The sequence below is a fragment of the Prescottella equi genome, assembly GCF_002094305.1.
GTDB classification, from domain to species: Bacteria; Actinomycetota; Actinomycetes; order Mycobacteriales; family Mycobacteriaceae; genus Prescottella; species Prescottella equi.
Genome location: NZ_LWTX01000005.1, coordinates 7230 through 28199, shown reverse-complemented (window position 1 = coordinate 28199; position 20970 = coordinate 7230). Strand labels below are relative to the sequence as shown.

Genomic DNA, 20970 nt, shown 5'->3' with positions numbered 1-20970 from the left:
CGGCGCCGCACTGCTGTAACGGAACAGGTCCGATCAGCAGATATATCCCGAGTGTGTGCCTTGTCGGCTGTCGTTCCGGACCCGTGTCGGGCGCGGCTGAGAAGGGTCATGTGTTTCGGTGTCCGCCCGGTGTCGCTCGGCGACACGGGGGCGGGGGCGCGTGATGGTGAGAAGAGAGGCTCTGGGTTTGGACTCGCTAGGCGTCGGTGGACTAGAGGGTGACAGCTCGTTCGGTGGGGACGCACAGCCGTTCCCGCTGTCCCAGGCACAGCTCGGCATGTGGTTCGCGCAACACGTGGATCCGTCCGTGCCGGCCAACATCGCGCAGTACGTCGAGCTCCGGGGCGAACTCGACATCGCCCGACTCCATCGGGCCAGCGCCCGTGCGGCGGGCGAGACCGGGTCCGGCTACGTGCGTCTCCTCGAGGTCGACGCCGAACCGCGGCAGCTGGTCGACACCACGCTCGACGACACCCCCGAGTACGTCGACCTGCGGTCCGAGCCCGATCCGCGGGCGGCAGCGCTGGCGTGGATGCGCGCCGACTACAGCGCGCCCGTCGACCTCCTGCGTGACCGCCTCGTCGTGGCCGCGGTCCTCCACGTCGAGGACGGTCTCTACTACTGGTACAACCGGGCCCACCACGTCGTGCTGGACGGCTTCGGGGCCACCACGTTCGTGAACCGGGTGGCCGAGTTGTACTCGGCCGAGGTCGACGGGGTGGAGCCGTCGCCGAACGTGGCATCGCCGCTCGAGAAGGTCTACGACGCCGACCGCACCTATCGCTCGTCGACGCGGTTCACGTCGGACCGCGACTACTGGCTCGAACGCGTCGCCGGGGTCGAGGAGCCCACGAGTCTCGCCGGCCGGGCCGCGCCGCCCGCGCCGCTGAGCCGGATCGACAGCGCTGCGCTCTCCGACGGGACGGCGGCCCGGATGGATGCGTTCCTCGAGCGCGAGGACACGACGGTCGCGACGGCCGTCATCGCAGCCTTCGCCGCATACCTCGCCCAGATGACCGGGCGTGAGGACGTGGTGCTGAGTCTGCCGGTCACGGCGCGCACGAACGCGGTCCTGCGCCGCTCCGGCGGCATGACCTCCAACGTGGTGCCGCTCCGCCTCACCGTGTCCGCCGACACCACCGTCTCGCAGTTGCTGGGCCTGGTCGCGACCGAGGTGTCGGGTGCGCTGCGCCATCAGCGGTACCGGCACGAGGACATCCGCCGTGACGTCACCGGCGCGGCCGGCCAGGCGTCGTTCTTCGGTCCGTGGGTGAACATCATGATGTTCCACACGGCACTGCGGTTCGGCGACACGGTCGGTGAGCAGCACATCCTGTCGACGGGTCTCATCGAGGACCTCGGCGTCAACGTCTACCAGGGCATCGCGGGTTCCACGACGCACGTGGACTTCGAGTCGAACCCCAACCTGTACGGCGACGACGAGGCCCGCCGCAACCACGAGCGCTTCGTCGAGTTCCTCGACCGCTACGTGGCGGCGGGGTCCGAGCAGCCGGTGTGGGAACTGCCGCTCGGCACCGATGTCGAGCGCCGCACGGTGCTCGGCGACTGGCTCCGCACGGGGCACGAGTTCCGGCCGCGCAACCTCGCGGAGGCGTTCGACGAGCAGGTGGCGCGCACTCCCGGCGCGACCGCGCTCGTCTTCGAGGGCGAGACGCTCACGTACGCCGAGCTCGACGCGCGCGCGAACGCGCTGGCCCGCACGCTCATCGGAATGGGCGTCGGTCCCGAATCGCTTGTCGGACTGTCCATCCGGCGTTCCCTGGACCTGATCGTCGGCCTGTACGCGATCGTGAAGTCCGGTGGCGCGTGGGTGCCGATCGACCCGGACCACCCGGCCGATCGCACCGCGTACATCCTCGAATCCGCCGGTCCGGCCTGCGTGCTCACCACCGCGCGGGACGCCGTGGACCTGCCCGCGGGCATCGTGTCGATCGAGATCGACACGATCGATCTCCCGGCGCTGGACACCCGGACGGTCACGGACGCCGACCGGTTGGCGCCGCTGCGTCCGGAGAACACCGCGTACGTGATCTACACGTCGGGTTCGACGGGTCGTCCCAAGGGTGTCGCGGTCTCGCACGCCGCGATCGACAACCAGCTCGAGTGGATGCTGCACGAGTACCCGATGACCGAGTCGGACGCCTACCTGCAGAAGACGGCGACCACGTTCGACGTGTCGCTGTGGGGCTTCTTCATGCCGCTGCGGGTCGGTGCCTCCATGGTGATCGCCACGCCGGACGGGCACCGCGACCCGGTGTACGTGGCGAACAAGATCGCCGAGCACTCGGTGACCGTGACCGACTTCGTGCCGTCGATGCTGACGGTGTTCGTCGCGAACGCCCCTGCCGGGTCGTGTGATTCGTTGCGGGACTGCTTCGTCATCGGCGAGGCGTTGCCGCCCGAGACCGCAGCCGACTTCCGGGAGCTGTGCGGTGCGGGTCTGCACAACCTGTACGGACCCACCGAGGCCGCGGTGTCGGTGACCTACTACGAATCCGGTCCGCAGGACACCGCCACCGTTCCGATCGGTTTGGCCGAGTGGAACACTCGCGCCTACGTGCTCGACCACCGGCTGCGTCCCGCCCCGATCGGTCAGCCGGGAGAGCTCTATCTCGCGGGCGACCAGCTGGCCCGCGGCTACGTCGGCCGACCCGACATCACGTCGGATCGGTTCGTCGCCAACCCGTTCGGCGGACTCGACGGTGTCGGCCGAGCGGGTGAGCGGATGTACCGCACCGGTGACCTCGTCCGCTGGCGCGCGGACGGCAACCTCGACTACATCGGGCGCACCGACTTCCAGGTCAAGTTCCGCGGCCAGAGGATCGAGCTGGGCGAGATCGAGACCGTCATGCTGGCGCACGAGGACGTGTCGCAGACGGTCGTCCTCGTGGTCTCGACCGCGACCGGCGACCAGTTGGTGGCGTACGTGGTGCCCGCACCCGGGCGCACCCTCGTTCCGGCGGATCTGGCGGAGTTCGCCGGCCGCTCGCTGCCGGCGTACATGGTTCCGGCGTCGGTGACCGTGCTCGACGCCTTCCCGCTGAACACCAGCGGCAAGCTCGACCGCAAGGCGCTTCCGGAGCCGACGTTCTTGAGCAACAAGGAGTTCCGTGCTCCGCGCAGCGACGCCGAGAAGACGGTCGCCGCGGTGTACGCGGAGGTTCTCGGCATCGAGCGGGTGGGTCTCGACGACGACTTCTTCGAGCTCGGCGGCAACTCGCTGGTCGCGACGCAGGTCGTCACCCGGGTGGGCGCCGCCCTCGACGTCCGCCTCGGCGTGCGGGAATTGTTCGAAGCGTCCACCGTCGCGGCGCTGGCCGCGCGTGCCGGGGACACCGCCCAGCGCGGCACCGGCGTACCGGCCCTCGGTTCGGTCGCCCGCCCGGCGAGCATCCCGCTCTCCCTCGCGCAGCAGCGGATGTGGTTCCTCAACCGCTTCGACGCCACGACCGCCGTGTACAACCTCCCGTTCGCGGTCCGGTTGTCGGGTGCGGTGGACCCGCAGGCCTTCTCCGCCGCCTTCGCGGACGTGGTCGAGCGCCACGAGTCGCTTCGCACGGTCTACCCCGAGGTCGACGGTGTCGCCCGACAGGTCGTCCTTCCCGCGCGCGACGTCGTGCGGGACCTCGAACCGGTCGCGACCGCCGCGGACGATCTCGAGCCGACGCTGCTCCGTCTCGCCTCCCGTGGCTTCGATGTCACCTCGGAACCGCCGTTCCGGATCGAGTTGCTGCGGCTCTCCGACGCCGAGTACGTGGTCGCCATGGTGCTGCACCACATCGCGGCCGACGGCTCGTCGTTCGGCCCGCTCGCCCGCGATCTGATGATCGCGTACGCCGCCCGGTCCGAGGGCGCCGCCCCCGCGTGGGAGCCGCTGCCCGTGCAGTATGCCGACTACGCGGTGTGGCAGCACGAGATGCTCGGCTCCGAGACGGATCCGAATTCGATTGCCGGACAGCAGATCGCGTACTGGACCGAAGCCCTCGCGGGGCTGCCGGACCAGCTGGATCTCCCGGCCGACCGGCCGCGCCCGGCGGTGGCCTCCAACGCCGGAGCCAAGCTGCGTTTCGACATCTCCGCGCAGACCCACGCCCGACTGCTGGACGTCGCGCGCGAGCACGGCGCGACGTTGTTCATGGTCGTGCACGCGGCGTACGCGATGCTGTTGGCGCGGTTGAGCGGCACGTCGGACATCGCCGTCGGCACCCCCGTCGCGGGGCGTGGGGACCAGGCGCTCGACGGGTTGATCGGCATGTTCGTCAACACGCTCGTGCTCCGGACCCAGGTGGATCCGGGCATCACCTTCGCCGACCTGATCGACGCCGTCAAGACCACCGATCTCGAGGCGTACGGCAACGCGGACGTGCCGTTCGAGTGGCTGGTCGAGGCGCTCGAGCCCACCCGGTCGCCGGCACGCCATCCGCTGTTCCAGGCGATGCTGTCCGCCGAGGTCGCCGGAGTGCGCGACCTGAGTTTCGCCGGGGTCCGTGCCGCAGCCGCCGAACTCGACGTCCCCGTCTCCAAGTTCGATCTGCAGCTGCAGATCTCGGAGGGATTCGACGAGTCCGGCGCGCCCGCATCGATCGGCGCGGTCTTCGAGTACGCGACGGACCTGTTCGACGAGTCCACCGTCGCGACGTTCGCGGAGCGCTTCGTGCGCATCCTGGATGCGATCGTCTCCGACACCACCGTGACCGTGGGTGACGTCTGCCTTCTCGACGAGACGGAGCAGCGCCGGGTGGTCCACGAGTGGAACCGGACCGGCCACGACCTTCCCCCCGTGACGCTTCCCGAACTGTTCGACCGGCAGGCAGCGGCGACGCCGTCGGCGCCGGCAGTGGTCTTCGCGACGGGTTCGTGGACCTACGAGGAGTTCGCATCCCGCGTCAACCGCCTCGCGCGACATCTGGTCGGGCTGGGCGTGGGACCCGAGAGCGTGGTCGCGGTCGCGATGGAACGGTCGCCCGAACTGCTCACGGCCGTGTACGCCGTCCTCGCTGCCGGTGGCGCGTACGTGCCGATCGATCCCCGGCAGCCCGCCGAGCGGAACACCCACATTCTCGGTACCGCGGGCCCCTCGTGCGTCCTGACGACGTCCGGTGACGACATCGACCTGCCGGAACACGTGCGGCGTGTCGACGTCGACACGCTGGATCTGTCCGCGATGTCGCCGGCGCCGCTGACGGACGCGGCCCGGCGTGCCCCGCTGCGTCCCGAGAACGCCGCGTACGTGCTGTTCACGTCCGGATCGACCGGTCGCCCCAAGGGGGTGACGATCTCGCATTCGGCAGTCGTCAACCAGCTGTTGTCGATGCAGGACGAGTACCGCCTCGGCGCCGACGACTCGGTGCTGTTCAAGACCCCGGTCACGTTCGACGCGTCGGTGTGGGAGCTGTTCTGGCCGTTGGAATCCGGGGCCCGCATCGTGGTGGCCGCGCCGGACGGCCACCGCGATCCCGCGTACCTGGCGAGGATCCTGGCGGAGCAGGCGATCACGGTGGTGCAGTTCGTTCCGACGGTGCTCGACGCCGTCGCGGACCACCTCGAACGGCAGGGGTGTGTGTCGTTGACACACGTGTTCTGCGGTGGTGAGCCGCTCACCACGGCGGTCGTCTCGCGGGTCCGGAGCATCTGCGACGCCGCGATCCACAATCTGTACGGCCCCACCGAGACCGCGGTCCAGGTAACCCGTCGTACCGTCGCCGGGACCGAGTCCGCTGCCGTGCCGATCGGTGCGCCGGTGTGGAACAGCAAGGTGCGGGTCCTCGACTCCCGCTTGAACCCGGTGCCCGCCGGTGTGGTCGGGGAACTGTACGTCTCCGGCGCGCAGCTGGCACGCGGATACCGCGGCCGCTCCGATCTGACGTCGGAGCGGTTCGTCGCCGATCCGTGGGCGCCGGGCGAGCGGATGTACCGCACCGGTGACCTCGTGCGGTGGATCGTCGACGCCGACGGCGCGGGCGAATTGGAGTACGTGGGACGCAGCGACTTCCAGGTGAAGTTGCGCGGACTGCGTATCGAGCTCGGCGAAGTGGAGACGGCTGTCCGCGAGCACGGATCGGTGTCCCAGGCCGTGGTGGCGCTGCACCACGACCCGCGTGCCGGTGATCAGCTCGTCGCGTACGTCGTCGCGTCCACCGAGTGCGCCGTCCCGTTCGATCCTGCGAATCTGCGGGAACACCTCTCGTTGCGTCTGCCGTCGTACATGGTGCCGACGATGTTCCTGCCGATCGACGCCCTGCCGCGGACCACATCGGGCAAGATCGACCGGCGCGCGCTGCCCGTCCCGGTGTTCGAGGCGAAATCGTTCCGGATTCCGCGGACCCCGGTCGAGGAGATCGTGGCGGACGTCCTCGCGGACGTCCTCGGCGTCGAGACGGTCGGCCTGGACGACGAGTTCTTCGCGCTCGGCGGCAACTCGCTGATCGCTACGCAGGTGGTCGCGCGCCTCGGGGCGGCTCTGGACACCTCCGTGCCGGTGCGGGTGCTGTTCGAGTCGTCCACCGTCGAGCAGCTCGCGGTGCGGGTGGAGCAGCACGCGGGCGCGGGGAACCGCGCCCCGCTCGTCGCGCAGGAACGCCCGGACCGGGTCCCGTTGTCGTTGGCGCAGCAGCGCATGTGGTTCCTCAACCGGCTCGACCCCCGATCGGCGACCTACAACCTCGCGTTCGGTCTCCGCTTGCGGGGTGACCTGGACGTCGTGGCCCTGCAGGTCGCGCTGGTGGACGTGCTCGACCGACACGAGTCCCTGCGGACGGTGTTCCCCGATTCGCCGGACGGGCCGCACCAGGTGGTGGTGGACGCCGTGCGCGTCGTCCCGAACCTCACCCCGGTGCACGTCGGAGTCGACGAATTGCACCGTGCGATGGTCTCTTTCGCGTCGGCCGGGTTCGACGTCACGACGGAGACCCCGGTGCGCGCCACACTGTTCCGGATCGATCCGTTCGACCACGTCCTCGCGATCGTCGTCCACCACATCAGCGCCGACGGCTGGTCCATGGGCCCGCTGGCCCGTGACGTCATGGCGTCGTACGACGCGCGCGTTCGTTGGGGGCAGCCCGTGTGGGAGGCCCTGCCCGTCCAGTACGCCGACTACGCGCTGTGGCAGCGGCAGATCCTCGGCTCGGAGGACGACGAGGACTCGATCGTCGCGAAGCAGGCGCGCTACTGGTCGGCGCACCTCGACGGTCTACCCGACCAACTCGACCTGCCGACGGACCGTCCGCGCCCGGCGCGGCAGTCCTATCGCGGCGCGAAGATCGACTTCACGGTGCCGGCGGACGTGCACCGCGCACTGATCGCGATCGCGCACGAACGCAACGCGTCGCTGTTCATGGTGGTGCACGCGGCGCTGTCGGTGCTGCTGTCCCGTTCCGCCGCGACCGACGACGTCGCGATCGGCACCCCGGTGGCCGGACGCGGCGAGCAGGCGCTCGACGACCTGGTCGGCATGTTCGTCAACACGCTCGTGCTGCGCACCCACGTCGAATCCGGTACGCGGTTCGCCGATCTGCTCTCGCACGCGAGGGACGTGGCGCTCGGGGCGTTCGCGAACTCCGACATCCCGTTCGAGCGGCTCGTCGAGATCCTCAACCCCGCGCGGTCGACCGCCCGCCACCCGCTGATCCAGGTGATGCTGTCGTTCGAGAACCTGGGCACGACCCATCTCGAGTTGCCCGACCTCACGATCGACAAGGTCGAACTCGACGCGGAGGTCGCGAAGTTCGATCTGCAGTTCACCTTCCGGGAATCGATCGGCGAGGGTGGCCTCGCGGACGGGATGGCGGGCGAGTTCACCTACGCCACAGACCTGTTCGACGCGTCGACCGTGCAGGCGTTCGCAGACCGGTTCCTGCGCATTCTCGCTGCCGTGGTCGCCGACCCGGACACCGTCGTCGGGGACATCGACCTGCTCGGCGCCGAGGAGATCGCCCAGCTGACCGGCCCGGCCGGGCTCGATGCGCCCGCGCCGACGCCGCTGCCCGATCTGCTGGCCGCGGCGGCGGACAGCGATCCCGAGGCACTCGCGCTGGTCGCCGGTGTCGAGGAGCTCACCTACCGCGAGCTCGACGAGCGGTCCACTCGACTGGCGCGGCTGCTGGTGTCCCGCGGCGCCGGGCCCGAGGACGTCATCGCGGTGGCACTGACGCGGTCGGTCGAATCGGTGACCGCCGTGTGGGCGGTCGCGAAGTCCGGTGCCGCGTTCGTGCCCGTCGACCCGAACTACCCGCGTGATCGGGTGGCGCACATGGTTTCGGACTCGGGGGCCGTGCTCGGTGTGACGACGTCGGAGCATGCCGACGCCCTGCCCGACGGCCTGCCCTGGCTGGTGCTCGACGATGCCGCCGTGGCGGCCGGCCTCGCGGAACAGTCGGTGGACCGGCTCTCGAACGCCGATCGCGTACGGCCCCTCACCCCGGACCATCCCGCCTACGTCATCTACACGTCCGGTTCCACGGGTGTGCCGAAGGGCGTCGTGGTCACGCACACCGGCCTGGCCGCGTTCGCGGCCGAGCAGGTGGAGCGGTACGGCATCGATTCCGCTTCGCGGACACTGCATTTCGCATCCCCGAGCTTCGATGCGTCGATCCTGGAACTGCTGATGGCCTTCGGTGCGGGCGCGACGATGGTGATCGCGCCGACCTCGATCTACGGCGGTCAGGAGCTCACGGAACTGCTGGCGTCCCGTCACGTCAGCCATGCGTTCGTGACCCCGGCGGCATTGGCGTCGGTGGATCCGTCCGCGCTGGACGCCCTCGGCGTGGTCGTCGTCGGTGGCGAGGCCTGCTCGGCGGACCTGGTGGCTCGCTGGGCGACCGGAGGCCGAAAGATGTTCAACGCGTACGGTCCGACGGAGGCGACCGTCGCCTCCAACATCTCGGACCCGCTCGTGCCGGGCGAGCCGGTGACGATCGGCCGCGCGATCCGTGGGGCGGCCACCTACGTGCTCGACGCGCGCCTGCGCCCGGTTCCGGCCGGCGTCGTGGGTGAGCTGTACCTCGAGGGCGCTGGACTGGCTCGCGGGTACCACGAACGCGCCGGGCTCACGGCGGAGCGGTTCGTGGCCAATCCGTTCGGCCTGCCCGGCTCGCGCCTGTACCGGACCGGTGACGTCGTGCGCACGACCGCGGACCGGGTGCTCGAGTACGTCGGCCGCGCCGACGACCAGGTGAAGCTGCGCGGCTTCCGGATCGAGCTCGGTGAGATCGAGGCCGTCCTGCACCGCCTGAGCGACGTCGCGCAGGCCGTCGTCGTGGTTCGGCACCAGCAGCTCGTCGCGTACCTCGTGGCCGCGCCGGGCGCGTCGATCGACCCGGCCGAGGTGAAGGACACGGTGGGGCGGGCGCTGCCGGCGTACATGGTCCCCGCGGCCGTCGTCGTGCTCGACGAGCTGCCGATCAGCGGCAGCGGCAAACTGGACCGAAAGGCGTTGCCGGAGCCGGAGTTCGAGGTGCGCGAGTTCCGGGCTCCGGAGACTCCGATCGAGGAGATCGTCGCCGGGGTGTTCGCGGAACTGCTCGACACCCCGCGAGTGGGACGCGACGACGACTTCTTCGAGCTCGGCGGCAACTCGCTCGTCGCGACGCGGGTCGTCGCCCGGATCGGGGAGGGCCTCGACACGCGGATTCCGGTGCGCGAGTTGTTCGAAGCCTCGACCGTGCAGGCGTTGGCGGCTCGGATCGAGCAGTCGGTGGGCAGCGGGCGACGCCCGCTCGTCGCGAAGTCGCGGCCCGAGCGGATTCCGCTGTCGTACGCCCAGCAGCGGATGTGGTTCCTCAACCGATTCGACGTCTCGTCCGCGGGTAACAACATTCCGGTGGCAGTCCGGTTGTCCGGGCTGCTCGACCGCACCGCGTTGCGGGCGGCGGTCGGCGACGTGATCGTCCGACACGAATCGCTGCGGACGGTCTACCCCGAGATCGACGGTGTCGGCACGCAGGTGATCCGTCCCGCTTCGCAGGTGCGGGTCGCACTCGAGCCGGTCGCGATCGGCGCCGACGAACTGCCGGCGGCCCTCGGTGAGCTGGCCCGCTGGACGTTCGACGTCACGCGGGAGGTTCCGCTGCGGGCGGAGCTGTACGAACTGAGCCCCACCGAGCACGTCCTCGCCCTCGTGGTGCACCACATCGCGGCCGACGGCTTCTCGATGGGGCCGCTGACCCGGGACATCATGGTGGCCTACACCGCTCGGTGCGTGGGCAGCGTGCCGGCGTGGCAACCGTTGCCCGTCCAGTACGCCGACTACGCGCTGTGGCAGCGCGAGGTGCTCGGCGCCGAGGACGACCCGGATTCGGTGTTCGCGCAGCAGATCGCCTACTGGCGCGATCGGCTCGCGGGCGCCCCGGACCAGCTCGACCTGCCCGCCGACCGGCCGCGGCCCGCGGTGGCGTCCGGTCGCGGCGCCACCCACCGGTTCGCCGTCTCCGCGTCGATCCACCGGGCTGTCGTCGCGTTCGCCAAGCGCACGAACACGACGCCCTTCATGGTGTTCCACGCGGCACTGTCGGTGTTGGCGGCGCGGCTGAGCGGTACGTCGGACATCTCGATCGGTACCCCGGTCGCGGGACGCGGCGAGTCCGCGATCGACGACCTCGTGGGAATGTTCGTCAACACACTCGTCCTCCGCACCGAGGTGGACGGCGATCGGTCGTTCGAGGCGCTCGTCGAATCCGTGCGAGAGACCGACCTGGGCGCGTTCGCGCACTCGGACGTGCCCTTCGAGCGGCTGGTCGAGGTGCTCGCGCCGGCGCGCTCCCAGGCCCGGAACCCTCTCTTCCAGGTGATGCTCGCCTTCCAGAACCTCGGTCGGACGAGCTTCGAACTCCCCGGTGTGACGGTCTCGGAGGTCGACTTCGACGAGGTCTTCTCGAAATTCGACATCCAGGTCAGCGTCATGGAGTCGATCGACGACGCCGGCACCGCCGGCGGTCTCACCGTCGAATTGACCTACGCGACGGACCTGTTCGAGGCAGCGACGATGGCAGAGTTCGGGACGCGTCTGGTCCGGATCCTGTCCGCAGTGCTGGCGGATCCGTCGGTTGCCGTGGGCGATGTCGCGCTGTTGGACGCCGCCGAGCGGTCTCGGGTCGTCGAGGACTGGAACGCGACCGGCCGAGTGGTCGACGGCACGACGCTGCCGGAGTCGTTCGAGGCGCAGGTGTCCCGGACCCCGGACGCGACGGCGGTCGTGTGCGAGGGCGAGTCGCTGACCTATGCGCAGTTCGCGGCCCGCGTGCGCCGTGTGGCGCGGTTCCTGATCTCGGAGGGTGTGGGCCCCGAGTCGCTGGTCGCGGTCGCCATGGGGCGTTCGCTCGATCAGCTCGTGGCGCTGTACGCGGTGACCGTTGCCGGTGGCGCTTACGTGCCGGTGGACCCCGACCAGCCCGCCCGGCGCAACGGCTACATCCTGGAGACGGCGAATCCCGTTCTACTGCTGACCACCTCGCGGGAGCACGAGGGGCTGCCCGCGGTGCGTCGCACGGTTCACCTCGACACCGTCGACGTGTCCGGCTACTCCGATGCCCCGGTCACGGCGGCGGAGCGTCCGGCGCCGTTGCGTCCGGACAATGCTGCATACGTCGTCTTCACGTCGGGTTCGACGGGCCGGCCGAAGGGCGTGACGGTCTCGCATCGGTCGATCGTCAATCAGCTCGCGTGGATGCAGGCCGAGTACACGCTGAGCGCGGCCGATCGTGTTCTGCTGAAGACGGTGTTCACGTTCGACGCCTCGGTGTGGGAACTGTTCTGGCCCCTCCAGGCCGGCGCCGCCATCGTCGTCGCCCCGCGCGACGCGCACCGCGATCCGCTCGCGCTCGCCCGGGTCATCGGGGATCGGGCAGTCACCGTGGCGCAGTTCGTACCGTCGGTTCTCGAGGCGACGATCGACCACCTCGACGCGGACGCAGCGACGTCGCTGACCCGAGTGTTCAGCGGTGGCGAGGCACTGACCGGAGCCCTGGTGTCGCGTCTGCGACGAGTCGCGGGGGCGTCGGTGCACAACCTGTACGGCCCGACGGAAGCGACCGTGCAAGCCACCCGGCACGAGGCCACCGGGGCCGAGTCCGGCGTGGTGCCCATCGGAACACCGGTGTGGAACACGCAAGCGTTCGTGTTGGACGAACGCCTGAACCCGGTGCCCGCCGGCGTTCCGGGTGAGCTCTATCTGGCAGGCGTGCAGTTGGCGCGCGGTTACGCTGCACGGACGGATCTGACCGCGGATCGCTTCGTGGCGAACCCGTTCTCCGACCGCGGCGAGCGGATGTACCGGACGGGGGACCTGGTCCGCCGGACCCGCGACGGCCGTCTGGAATACCTGGGCCGCACGGACTTCCAGGTGAAGCTGCGTGGTCTGCGGATCGAGCTCGAGGAGATCGAGACCGCATTGCTCGCCCTGCCCGAGATCACGCGAGCAGTCGTCGTCGTCGTCAAGGACGATCAGCTCGTCGCGTACGTGGTCGCGGGCACGCACTTCGATGCCGACACGGTCAAGGCCGCGCTGGCCACGTCGCTGGCCTCGTACATGGTTCCGCAGGTGTTCGTCGCACTCGACGCGTTCCCGCTCAATGCCTCGGGCAAGCTGGACCGGAAGGCGCTGCCGGAGCCGGAGTTCGAGACGAAGGCGTTCCGGGCCCCGACGACACCGACGCAGGAGATCGTGGCCGGCGTGTTCGCCGACGTCCTGGACCTGGACCGGGTGGGACTCGACGACGACTTCTTCGCCCTGGGCGGCAACTCGCTCGTCGCGACGCAGGTGGTGTCGCGCCTGGGTGCGGCTCTCGACACCCAGGTGCCGGTGCGGGCACTGTTCGAGGCGTCGACGGTGGAGTCCCTGGCGGCTCGCGTGCAGGTGCTCGCAGGTTCAGGTTCCCGGCCCGCGCTGACGAGTCGCGTGCGGCCGGAACGGATTCCGCTGTCGCTCGCACAGCAGCGCATGTGGTTCCTCAGTCGGTTCGAGCCCGATTCGGCCGTGAACAACATTCCGCTCGCTATCCGGTTGTCCGGTGGCCTGGACGTCGAGGCCCTGCGCCGCGCCGTGCGGGACGTGATCGCGCGCCACGAGTCGCTGCGGACCGTCTTCCCCGACGTCGACGGCGTTGGAACGCAGGCCGTCCTGCCGGTGGAGAGGGTCACGATCGAGCTCGAGCCCGAAGCCGTGCCCGACGGCGAGCTGATCGGGCGGATCGAGTCGCTGGCCACCGCCGGCTTCGACCTGGCTGCCGACGTCCCGGTGCGCGCCGCGCTGTTCCGTCTCGCCGACGACGAACATGTCCTCGCGATCGTCGTTCACCACATCGCGTCCGACGGCTTCTCGATGGCTCCGCTGGCCCGCGACGTGATGACCGCGTACGCCGCGCGCTCGGCAGGCGAGGCGCCGGCGTGGGCCCCGCTCGCGGTGCAGTACGCCGACTACACGCTGTGGCAGCGGGAAGTCCTCGGCAGCGAGGACGATTCCGAGTCCGTCATCTCGCGCCAGGTGAGTTACTGGACCGAGCAGCTCGCCGACCTTCCCGAGCAGTTGGATCTGCCCTCGGACCGGCCGCGGCCGGTGGTGGCGTCCAACCACGGTGCGTCGTACCGCTTCTCGATCGGTCCGGAGTTGCACGCCGCGATCGATGCGGTGGCACGAGCCCGCGGTGTCACGCCGTTCATGGTGGTGCACGGGGCGTTGGCGGTTCTCCTGGCCCGGTTGAGTGGCACCTCCGACATCGCGATCGGCACCCCGGTCGCCGGACGCGGTGAGGCCGCGCTCGACGACGTGATCGGCATGTTCGTCGGCACTCTGGTCCTGCGGACGGACGTGGACGGCGGACAACCGTTCGAGGAGTTGCTCGCACGGATCAGGTCGACCGATCTGGCCGCGTTCGAACACGCCGACCTCCCGTTCGAGCGCCTGGTCGAGATCCTCGATCCCGAGCGCTCGCAGGCCCGGCACCCGCTGTTCCAGGTGATGCTCGCGTTCCAGAACCTCGATCGTGCCTCGCTCGAGCTCGCCGGACTGCACGTGTCCACGGTGGATTTCGACGCGGCCGTCGCCAAGTTCGATCTCCAGGTCACCGTCGAGCCGGTCGAAGCCGGGTACACGGTCGACCTCACGTATGCCACCGATCTGTTCGACGAAGCGTCGATGCGGGTGTTCGCCGCCCGCTTCGTCCGGGTACTCGACGAGGTCGTCGCCGACCCGGCCGTCGTGGTCGGCGACATCGATCTGCTCGACGACCGCGAGCGGTCCCTGGTTCTGGACGAGTGGAACGCGACCGATCACCCCGTCACGGCGTCCACGCTGGTGGACCTCTTCGACGCGCAGGTGGCGCGCACGCCCGATGCCACGGCACTCGTCTACGAGGGCGAGTCGCTGTCGTACGCGGAGTTCGCGGCGCGGGTGCGCCGTACCGCACGGCTGCTGATCGCAGAGGGTGTCGGCCCCGATTCGCTCGTCGGGCTCGGCGTGCGCCGTTCGCCGGACCTGCTGGTGGGGATGTACGCGGTGCTCGCCGCGGGCGGCGGATACGTTCCGATCGACCCGGACCAGCCCGCCGAACGCAATGCCTACATCCTGGAGACGGCGAATCCGGTTCTGCTGCTGAGCACCTCACGGGACGGCGCCGATCTTCCCGCCGCCCAGCGAGTCGTGGTTCTCGACGAGCTGGACGTCTCGCGGTTCTCGGACGCTCCGGTCACCGATGCGGAACGTCGTGCACCGCTGCGTCCGGGCAACACCGCGTACGTGATCTTCACGTCCGGCTCGACGGGCCGGCCGAAGGGCGTGGCCGTCGGTCACACCGCGATCGTCAACCAGATCGAGTGGCTGTGCGCCGAGTACGCGCTGTCGGCGGACGACGTCGTGCTGCAGAAGACGCCGTTCACGTTCGACGTGTCGCTGTGGGAGCTGTTCGGCACGTTGGCGGTCGGCGGGCGTCTGGTGATCGCGACCCCGGACGGGCATCGGGATCCGGCATACCTGAAGCGGGTGATCGAGGCCCAGGCGGTGACGGCGACGTCGTTCGTGCCGTCGATGCTGACGGCGTTCACCGCGGAGCTGGCCGCCGGCGACTGCGATTCGCTGCGGCTGGTGCAGGTGGCCGGTGAGGCGTTCCCGACGTCGGCCGCGGCCCGGTTCGCCGCGGTGAACGGTGCGGAACTGCACAACCTGTACGGGCCCACGGAGTTCACGGTGCACGCGACGGCGCGCCCGGTGGCGGGCACCGTCGGCGCGAGCGTCCCGATGGGGTCGCCGGTGTGGAACAGCCGGGCGTACGTGCTCGACGGGCGCCTGCGTCCGGTCCCGGCGGGTGTTGCGGGCGAGCTGTATCTCGCGGGAGCCCAGCTGGCGCGGGGCTACTTCGGTCGGGCCGACCTGACGGCGGATCGCTTCGTGGCGAACCCCTTCGCCGCCGCCGGCGAGCGGATGTACCGCACCGGTGACCTGGTGAAGTGGACGGTCGGGGCGAGCGAAGCGACGGGGGATCTTCCTGCGGGCGAGCTGGAGTACCTGGGCCGCACCGACTTCCAGGTGAAGCTGCGCGGTCTGCGGATCGAACTCGGCGAGATCGAGACGGCTCTGCTGGCGCGGCCGGAGATCACGCAGTCGGTGGTGCTCGTCAAGTCCGATCAGCTGGTCGCCTACGTGGTCGCGACCGGCGGCCTCGACGTCGACGGGGTCAAGGCCGAACTGGCCGCCTCGCTCGCGTCGTACATGGTGCCGCAGACGTTCGTCGTTCTCGATTCCTTCCCGCTGAACGCGTCGGGCAAGCTGGATCGGAAGGCACTGCCCGAGCCGGTCTTCGAGACGAGGGCGTTCCGGGCTCCGACGACGTCGACCCAGGAGATCGTGGCCGGTGTGTTCGCCGAGGTCCTGGGTGTCGACCGGGTGGGGCTCGACGACGACTTCTTCGCCCTGGGCGGCAACTCGCTGGTTGCGACCCAGGTGGTCTCCCGCCTGAGCCGGGCCCTGGACACCCGGGTGCCGGTGCGGGAGTTGTTCGAGGCATCCACGGTCGAGGCGCTCGCGGCGCGGCTGACGCAGCAGGCCGGCGGTACGCGGAAGGCCCTCACTGCCCGCCCCCGTCCCGAGCGGATCCCACTTTCGCTCGCGCAGCAGCGCATGTGGTTCCTCAACCGGTTCGACACCGAGTCGACCGCGTACAACATCCCACTGGCACTGCGGATGTCCGGGAATCTCGATGTGGCGGCCCTCGATCTGGCCCTCGCCGACGTGACGGAGCGGCACGAGTCGCTGCGCACGGTGTTCCCGGCGACCGACGACGGCCCCGCACAGGTCATCCTTCCCGCGGCGGACGCGCGGACGCCGCTCCGGATCGTCGATGTGGCTCCGGACGACCTACCCGGCCGGTTGCGTGCACTCGCCGAGACCCGGTTCGACGTGACCTCCGACGTCCCGATCCGGGTGGAGTTGTACCGCACGGGCGCAGACGACTTCGTCCTCGGCATGGTCGTCCACCACATCAGCGCGGACGGTGTGTCCCTCGCCCCGCTCACCCGTGACGTCATGACCGCGTACGCCGCACGTACTGCCGGGCACGCTCCCGGGTGGGCGCCCCTCGCGGTGCAGTACGCCGACTACGCGCTGTGGCAGCGGGAGATCCTCGGCGACGAGACCGATCCGGAGTCGCTCGCCGCTCAGCAGCTCGGGTACTGGAGCGAGACCCTCGCCGAACTGCCGGACCAGCTGAATCTGCCGACCGATCATCCGCGTCCCGCGGTGCAGTCGTTCCGCGGCGGACTCGTGGAGTTCGAGATCGACGCCCCGACCCACCGGGCGTTGCGTGATCTCGCCCGTGAGCAGAACGCGACGCTGTTCATGGCGGTGCATTCGGCGTTCGCGGTGCTGCTGTCGCGGCTGTCGGGCAGCGACGACATCGCGGTCGGCACCCCCATCGCGGGTCGCGGCGAGGCCGAACTCGACGCGCTGGTCGGCATGTTCGTCAACACCCTCGTGTTCCGCACCCGCGTGGACGGTGCGCGGTCGTTCGCCGACCTGGTGTCGGAGGTCCGCGACACGGACCTCGAGGCGTTCGCGCACGCGGACGTGCCGTTCGAACGGCTCGTCGAGCACCTCAACCCGACGCGGTCGACGGCGCGGCACCCGCTGTTCCAGGTGGGCTTCTCGTTCCAGAACCACGACACCGGCGCGCTCGAGTTGCCCGGCCTCACCGTCGAGGCGGCCGAGATCGAATCGGGTGTGGCGCAATTCGATCTGCACATGATCGTCGAGGACCACTACGACGACGGCGGCGACCCGACGGGCATGAAGGCGTCGATGACGTACGCCCTCGACCTGTTCGACGAGTCGACCGTCCGTTCGTTCGCCGAGCGCTTCGCGCGCCTGCTCGCCGCCGTCGTCGTCAAGCCGACGCTGCCCGTCGGCGACGTCGATCTGCTGGGACTCGAGGAACGCGCGCGGCTGCTGGTGGAACGCAACGACACCGCGACCGCGACCGCGCGGGCCACCCTGGTCGACCTGTTCGACGCTCAGGTGAAGGCCACCCCGGACGGGATCGCCCTCGTCAGCGGCGCCGAGCGGGTCACGTACGCGGAGTTCGACGCCCGGGTGAACCGTCTCGCACGGCGGTTGATCGCGGACGGCGTCGGACCGGAGTCGCTCGTGGCCCTGTCGATTCGCCGTTCGGTCGATCTGCTGGTCGGCATGTACGCGGTCGCGAAGGCGGGCGGCGCCTACGTTCCGGTCGACCCGGACCAGCCCGCGGACCGGACCGGGTACATCCTGGACGCGGCCCGACCGGTCTGCGTGCTGACGACTTCGCGGGACGGCGCCGCCGTCGCGTCGTGGCCCGTGCTCGAGATCGACACCGTCGACCTCGACGCGTTCGCAGCCACCCCGGTCGTCGACGCCGATCGATTGCGCCCGCTCGATTCGCGGAACACCGCGTACGTGATCTTCACGTCGGGTTCGACGGGCCGGCCCAAGGGTGTGGCGGTGCCGCACGGGGCGATCGTCAACCAGTTGCTCTGGATGCGTGACGAGTACGGGCTCGACGCGTCGGACGCCGCGCTGCTCAAGACGGCCGCGACATTCGACCTGTCGGTGTGGGAGTTCTGGTCGACGATCACGAGCGGCGGACGGCTCGTGATCGCGTCGCCGGACGGCCACCGCGATCCCGGCTACCTGCTCGGCGTCCTCCGCGACGAGGAGGTCACCACACTGCACGTGGTCCCGTCGATGCTGTCGATGCTCACCACGACCGCAGGGGGGACGCTGCCCCCGTCGCTGCGCCGCATCTTCGCGATCGGCGAGGCGCTGCCGGCCGCGACCGCGCAGGCGTTCCGGGCCGACAACACCGCCGTGCTGCACAACCTGTACGGACCCACCGAGGCCGCGGTGTCGGTGACCCACCACGAGGTGACCGACGCGGACACCGTCGTCGTGCCGATCGGTGTGCCCGAGTGGAACACCCGGGTGTACGTGCTGGACTCGCGGCTGAACCCGGTGCCTGCCGGGGTGACGGGCGAGCTGTACCTGGCGGGCGTGCAGTTGGCCCGCGGGTACCACGGCAGAGCGGACCTCACGGCCGACCGTTTCGTGGCCGACCCGTGGGCCACCGGTGAGCGGATGTACCGCACCGGTGACGTGGTGCGCTGGAACGCCTCGGACGAACTCGAGTACGTCGAGCGGGCCGACTTCCAGGTCAAGGTCCGCGGCTTCCGCATCGAACTCGGCGAGATCGAGGCCGGGCTGCGGGAACTGTCCGGGATCCGCGAGGCCGCTGTCACGGCGCACACCGACGCTCACACCGGCACGCGACTGGTCGCATACCTGGTGGCGGACGCCGACATCGACACCGCGACGGTGAACGACGCTCTGGCGCGGACGCTTCCGTCGTACATGGTGCCGTCGGCGTACGTGGTGCTGGACGCGTTGCCGCTCAACGCGAACGGCAAGCTCGATCGAAAGGCTCTCCCGGAGCCGGTGTTCGAGGCCCGCGACTTCCGGGCCGCGACCACGCCGATCGAGGAAATCGTCGCCGGTGCCTTCGCCGACGTGCTCGGGATCGAACGGGTGGGTCTGGACGACGACTTCTTCGAACTCGGCGGCAACTCGCTGGTGGCCACCCAGTTGGTGGCCCGGCTCGGTGCGGCGCTCGACACGCAGGTGCCGGTGCGCGTGGTGTTCGAGGACTCGACCGTCGCGGGCGTCGCGGGCGCGGTCACGCCGCTCGTCGGCCAGGGCGGACGCCCAGCGCTCACCGCGCGGCCGCGCCCGCCGCACGTTCCGCTCTCGCTCGCGCAGCAGCGGATGTGGACCCTCAACCAGGTCGATACCGCCTCGGCGGCCTACAACATTCCGGTCGCCGTGCGCCTGTCCGGCGCGCTCGACGCCGGGGTCCTCGCGAGTGCCGTGGCAGACGTGATCGCGCGGCACGAGGTGCTGCACACGACGTACCCGGACACCGCCGACGGTCCGGCTCAGGTGCTGGTCCCGCTCGATCGGGCCGTGCCGCGGTTGCAGCCGATCGCGGTGTCCGAGGCGGACGTCACCGATCGGTTGATCGAGTTCCTGGGACGTGGATTCGACGTCACGGCCGAAGTGCCGGTCCGGGCCGCACTGTTCGCGGTGGGGCAGACCGAGCACGTGCTCGCCTTCGTCGCACACCACATCGCGGCCGACGGGTTCTCGATGGGCCCCCTGATCCGCGACGTCGTGCTCGCGTACGTCGCGCGGGTCGACGGCGGTGTGCCGCAGTGGGAGCCGTTGGGCGTGCAGTACGCCGACTACACGCTGTGGCAGCGCGAGGTTCTCGGCGACGAGTCGGATCCGGACTCGGCCGTGGCCCGGCAGATCGCCTACTGGGTGGACGAACTGAAGGGGGCGCCGGAACTTTCGGCGCTGCCGACCGACCGTCCGCGGCCGGCCCGTCCGTCGCTCGCGGGGGCCGCGGTTCCGTTCGCGGTCGACGCGGATCTCGCTGCGCGCGTCGAGAAGACGGCCCGCGAGCAGGGCGCGACGACGTTCATGGTCTTCCATGCGGCGCTCGCGATCCTGCTGTCGCGGCTCGGTGGGTCGAACGACATCACGATCGGCACCCCGGTCGCGGGCCGCGGTGACGCCGCCCTCGACGACCTGATCGGCATGTTCGTGGGCACGCTCGCGCTGCGCACCCGTGTCGAGCCGAGCGCGTCGTTCGCGGATCTGCTCGCGCACGCACGAACGCAGGATCTCGCGGCCTTCGCGAACGCCGACGTGCCGTTCGAGCAGGTGGTCGAGGCCGTGGGTGTCCGGCGCGCGAGTTCCCACTCGCCGCTGTTCCAGGTGATGCTCACGTTCCAGAACATGCAGACGGGCACGTTCGCCCTGCCCGGCCTGGAGGTGTCGGCGCTGGATCTCGGTGCCGACCAGTCGAAGTTCGACGTCCAGGTCACCGCGGTGGAACAGTTCGACCAGTCCGGTGCCCTCACCGGGATCGACGGATCGTTCACGTACGCCACCGAACTGTTCGATCGGGAGACCGTCGAGGTCTTCGCCGACCGGTTCGTGCGGATCCTCGATGTCGTCACCGAGAACCCGTCGGTGGTTCTGCGCGCCATCGACGTCACCACGGATGCCGAGCGGGCGGCACTGGAACCGAAGAAGCAGCTCACGGTCGACGACCTGCCCGAACTGGTCGCGGGTGCCGCGCAGATCGCGCCGGAGACGGTGGCCGTCGCGCACGACGGCACCGACGTCACGTTCGGGCAGTTGCACGCGAAACTGGAAGCGACCGTCGCCCTGATGGGCGCGGCGCTGAAGGGTGAGGCGCTGATGACCGTTGCGCTGACGGGGCTGCTGCCGGGCATCCTGCCGGCGCTGGGCCCGGACGGCTACCGGTCGGCGGTTGCCGAGATGATCGTCGCCGCATCGGCGATCATCGAGGGCGGACACGAGTGATCGCGCTCGGATGATGCGGGGGAGCCGATCCGTCGGCTCCCCCGCAT

General features: G+C 70.1%; 1 protein-coding gene. It reads left to right on the top strand.

The window, feature by feature from the left end; all coding sequences use genetic code 11:
- Positions 1-163 precede the first annotated feature (163 nt).
- Complete coding sequence (locus A6I89_RS13935) at positions 164-20923, top strand: non-ribosomal peptide synthase/polyketide synthase (RefSeq protein ID WP_044991382.1); 20760 nt, start codon at positions 164-166, stop codon at positions 20921-20923.
- Positions 20924-20970 lie beyond the last annotated feature (47 nt).

Bases quoted from the DNA above. Each gene is read 5' to 3' on its own strand.
- A6I89_RS13935 (WP_044991382.1), top strand. From the start codon at position 164: ATGGTGAGAAGAGAGGCTCTGGGTTTGGACTCGCTAGGCGTCGGTGGA.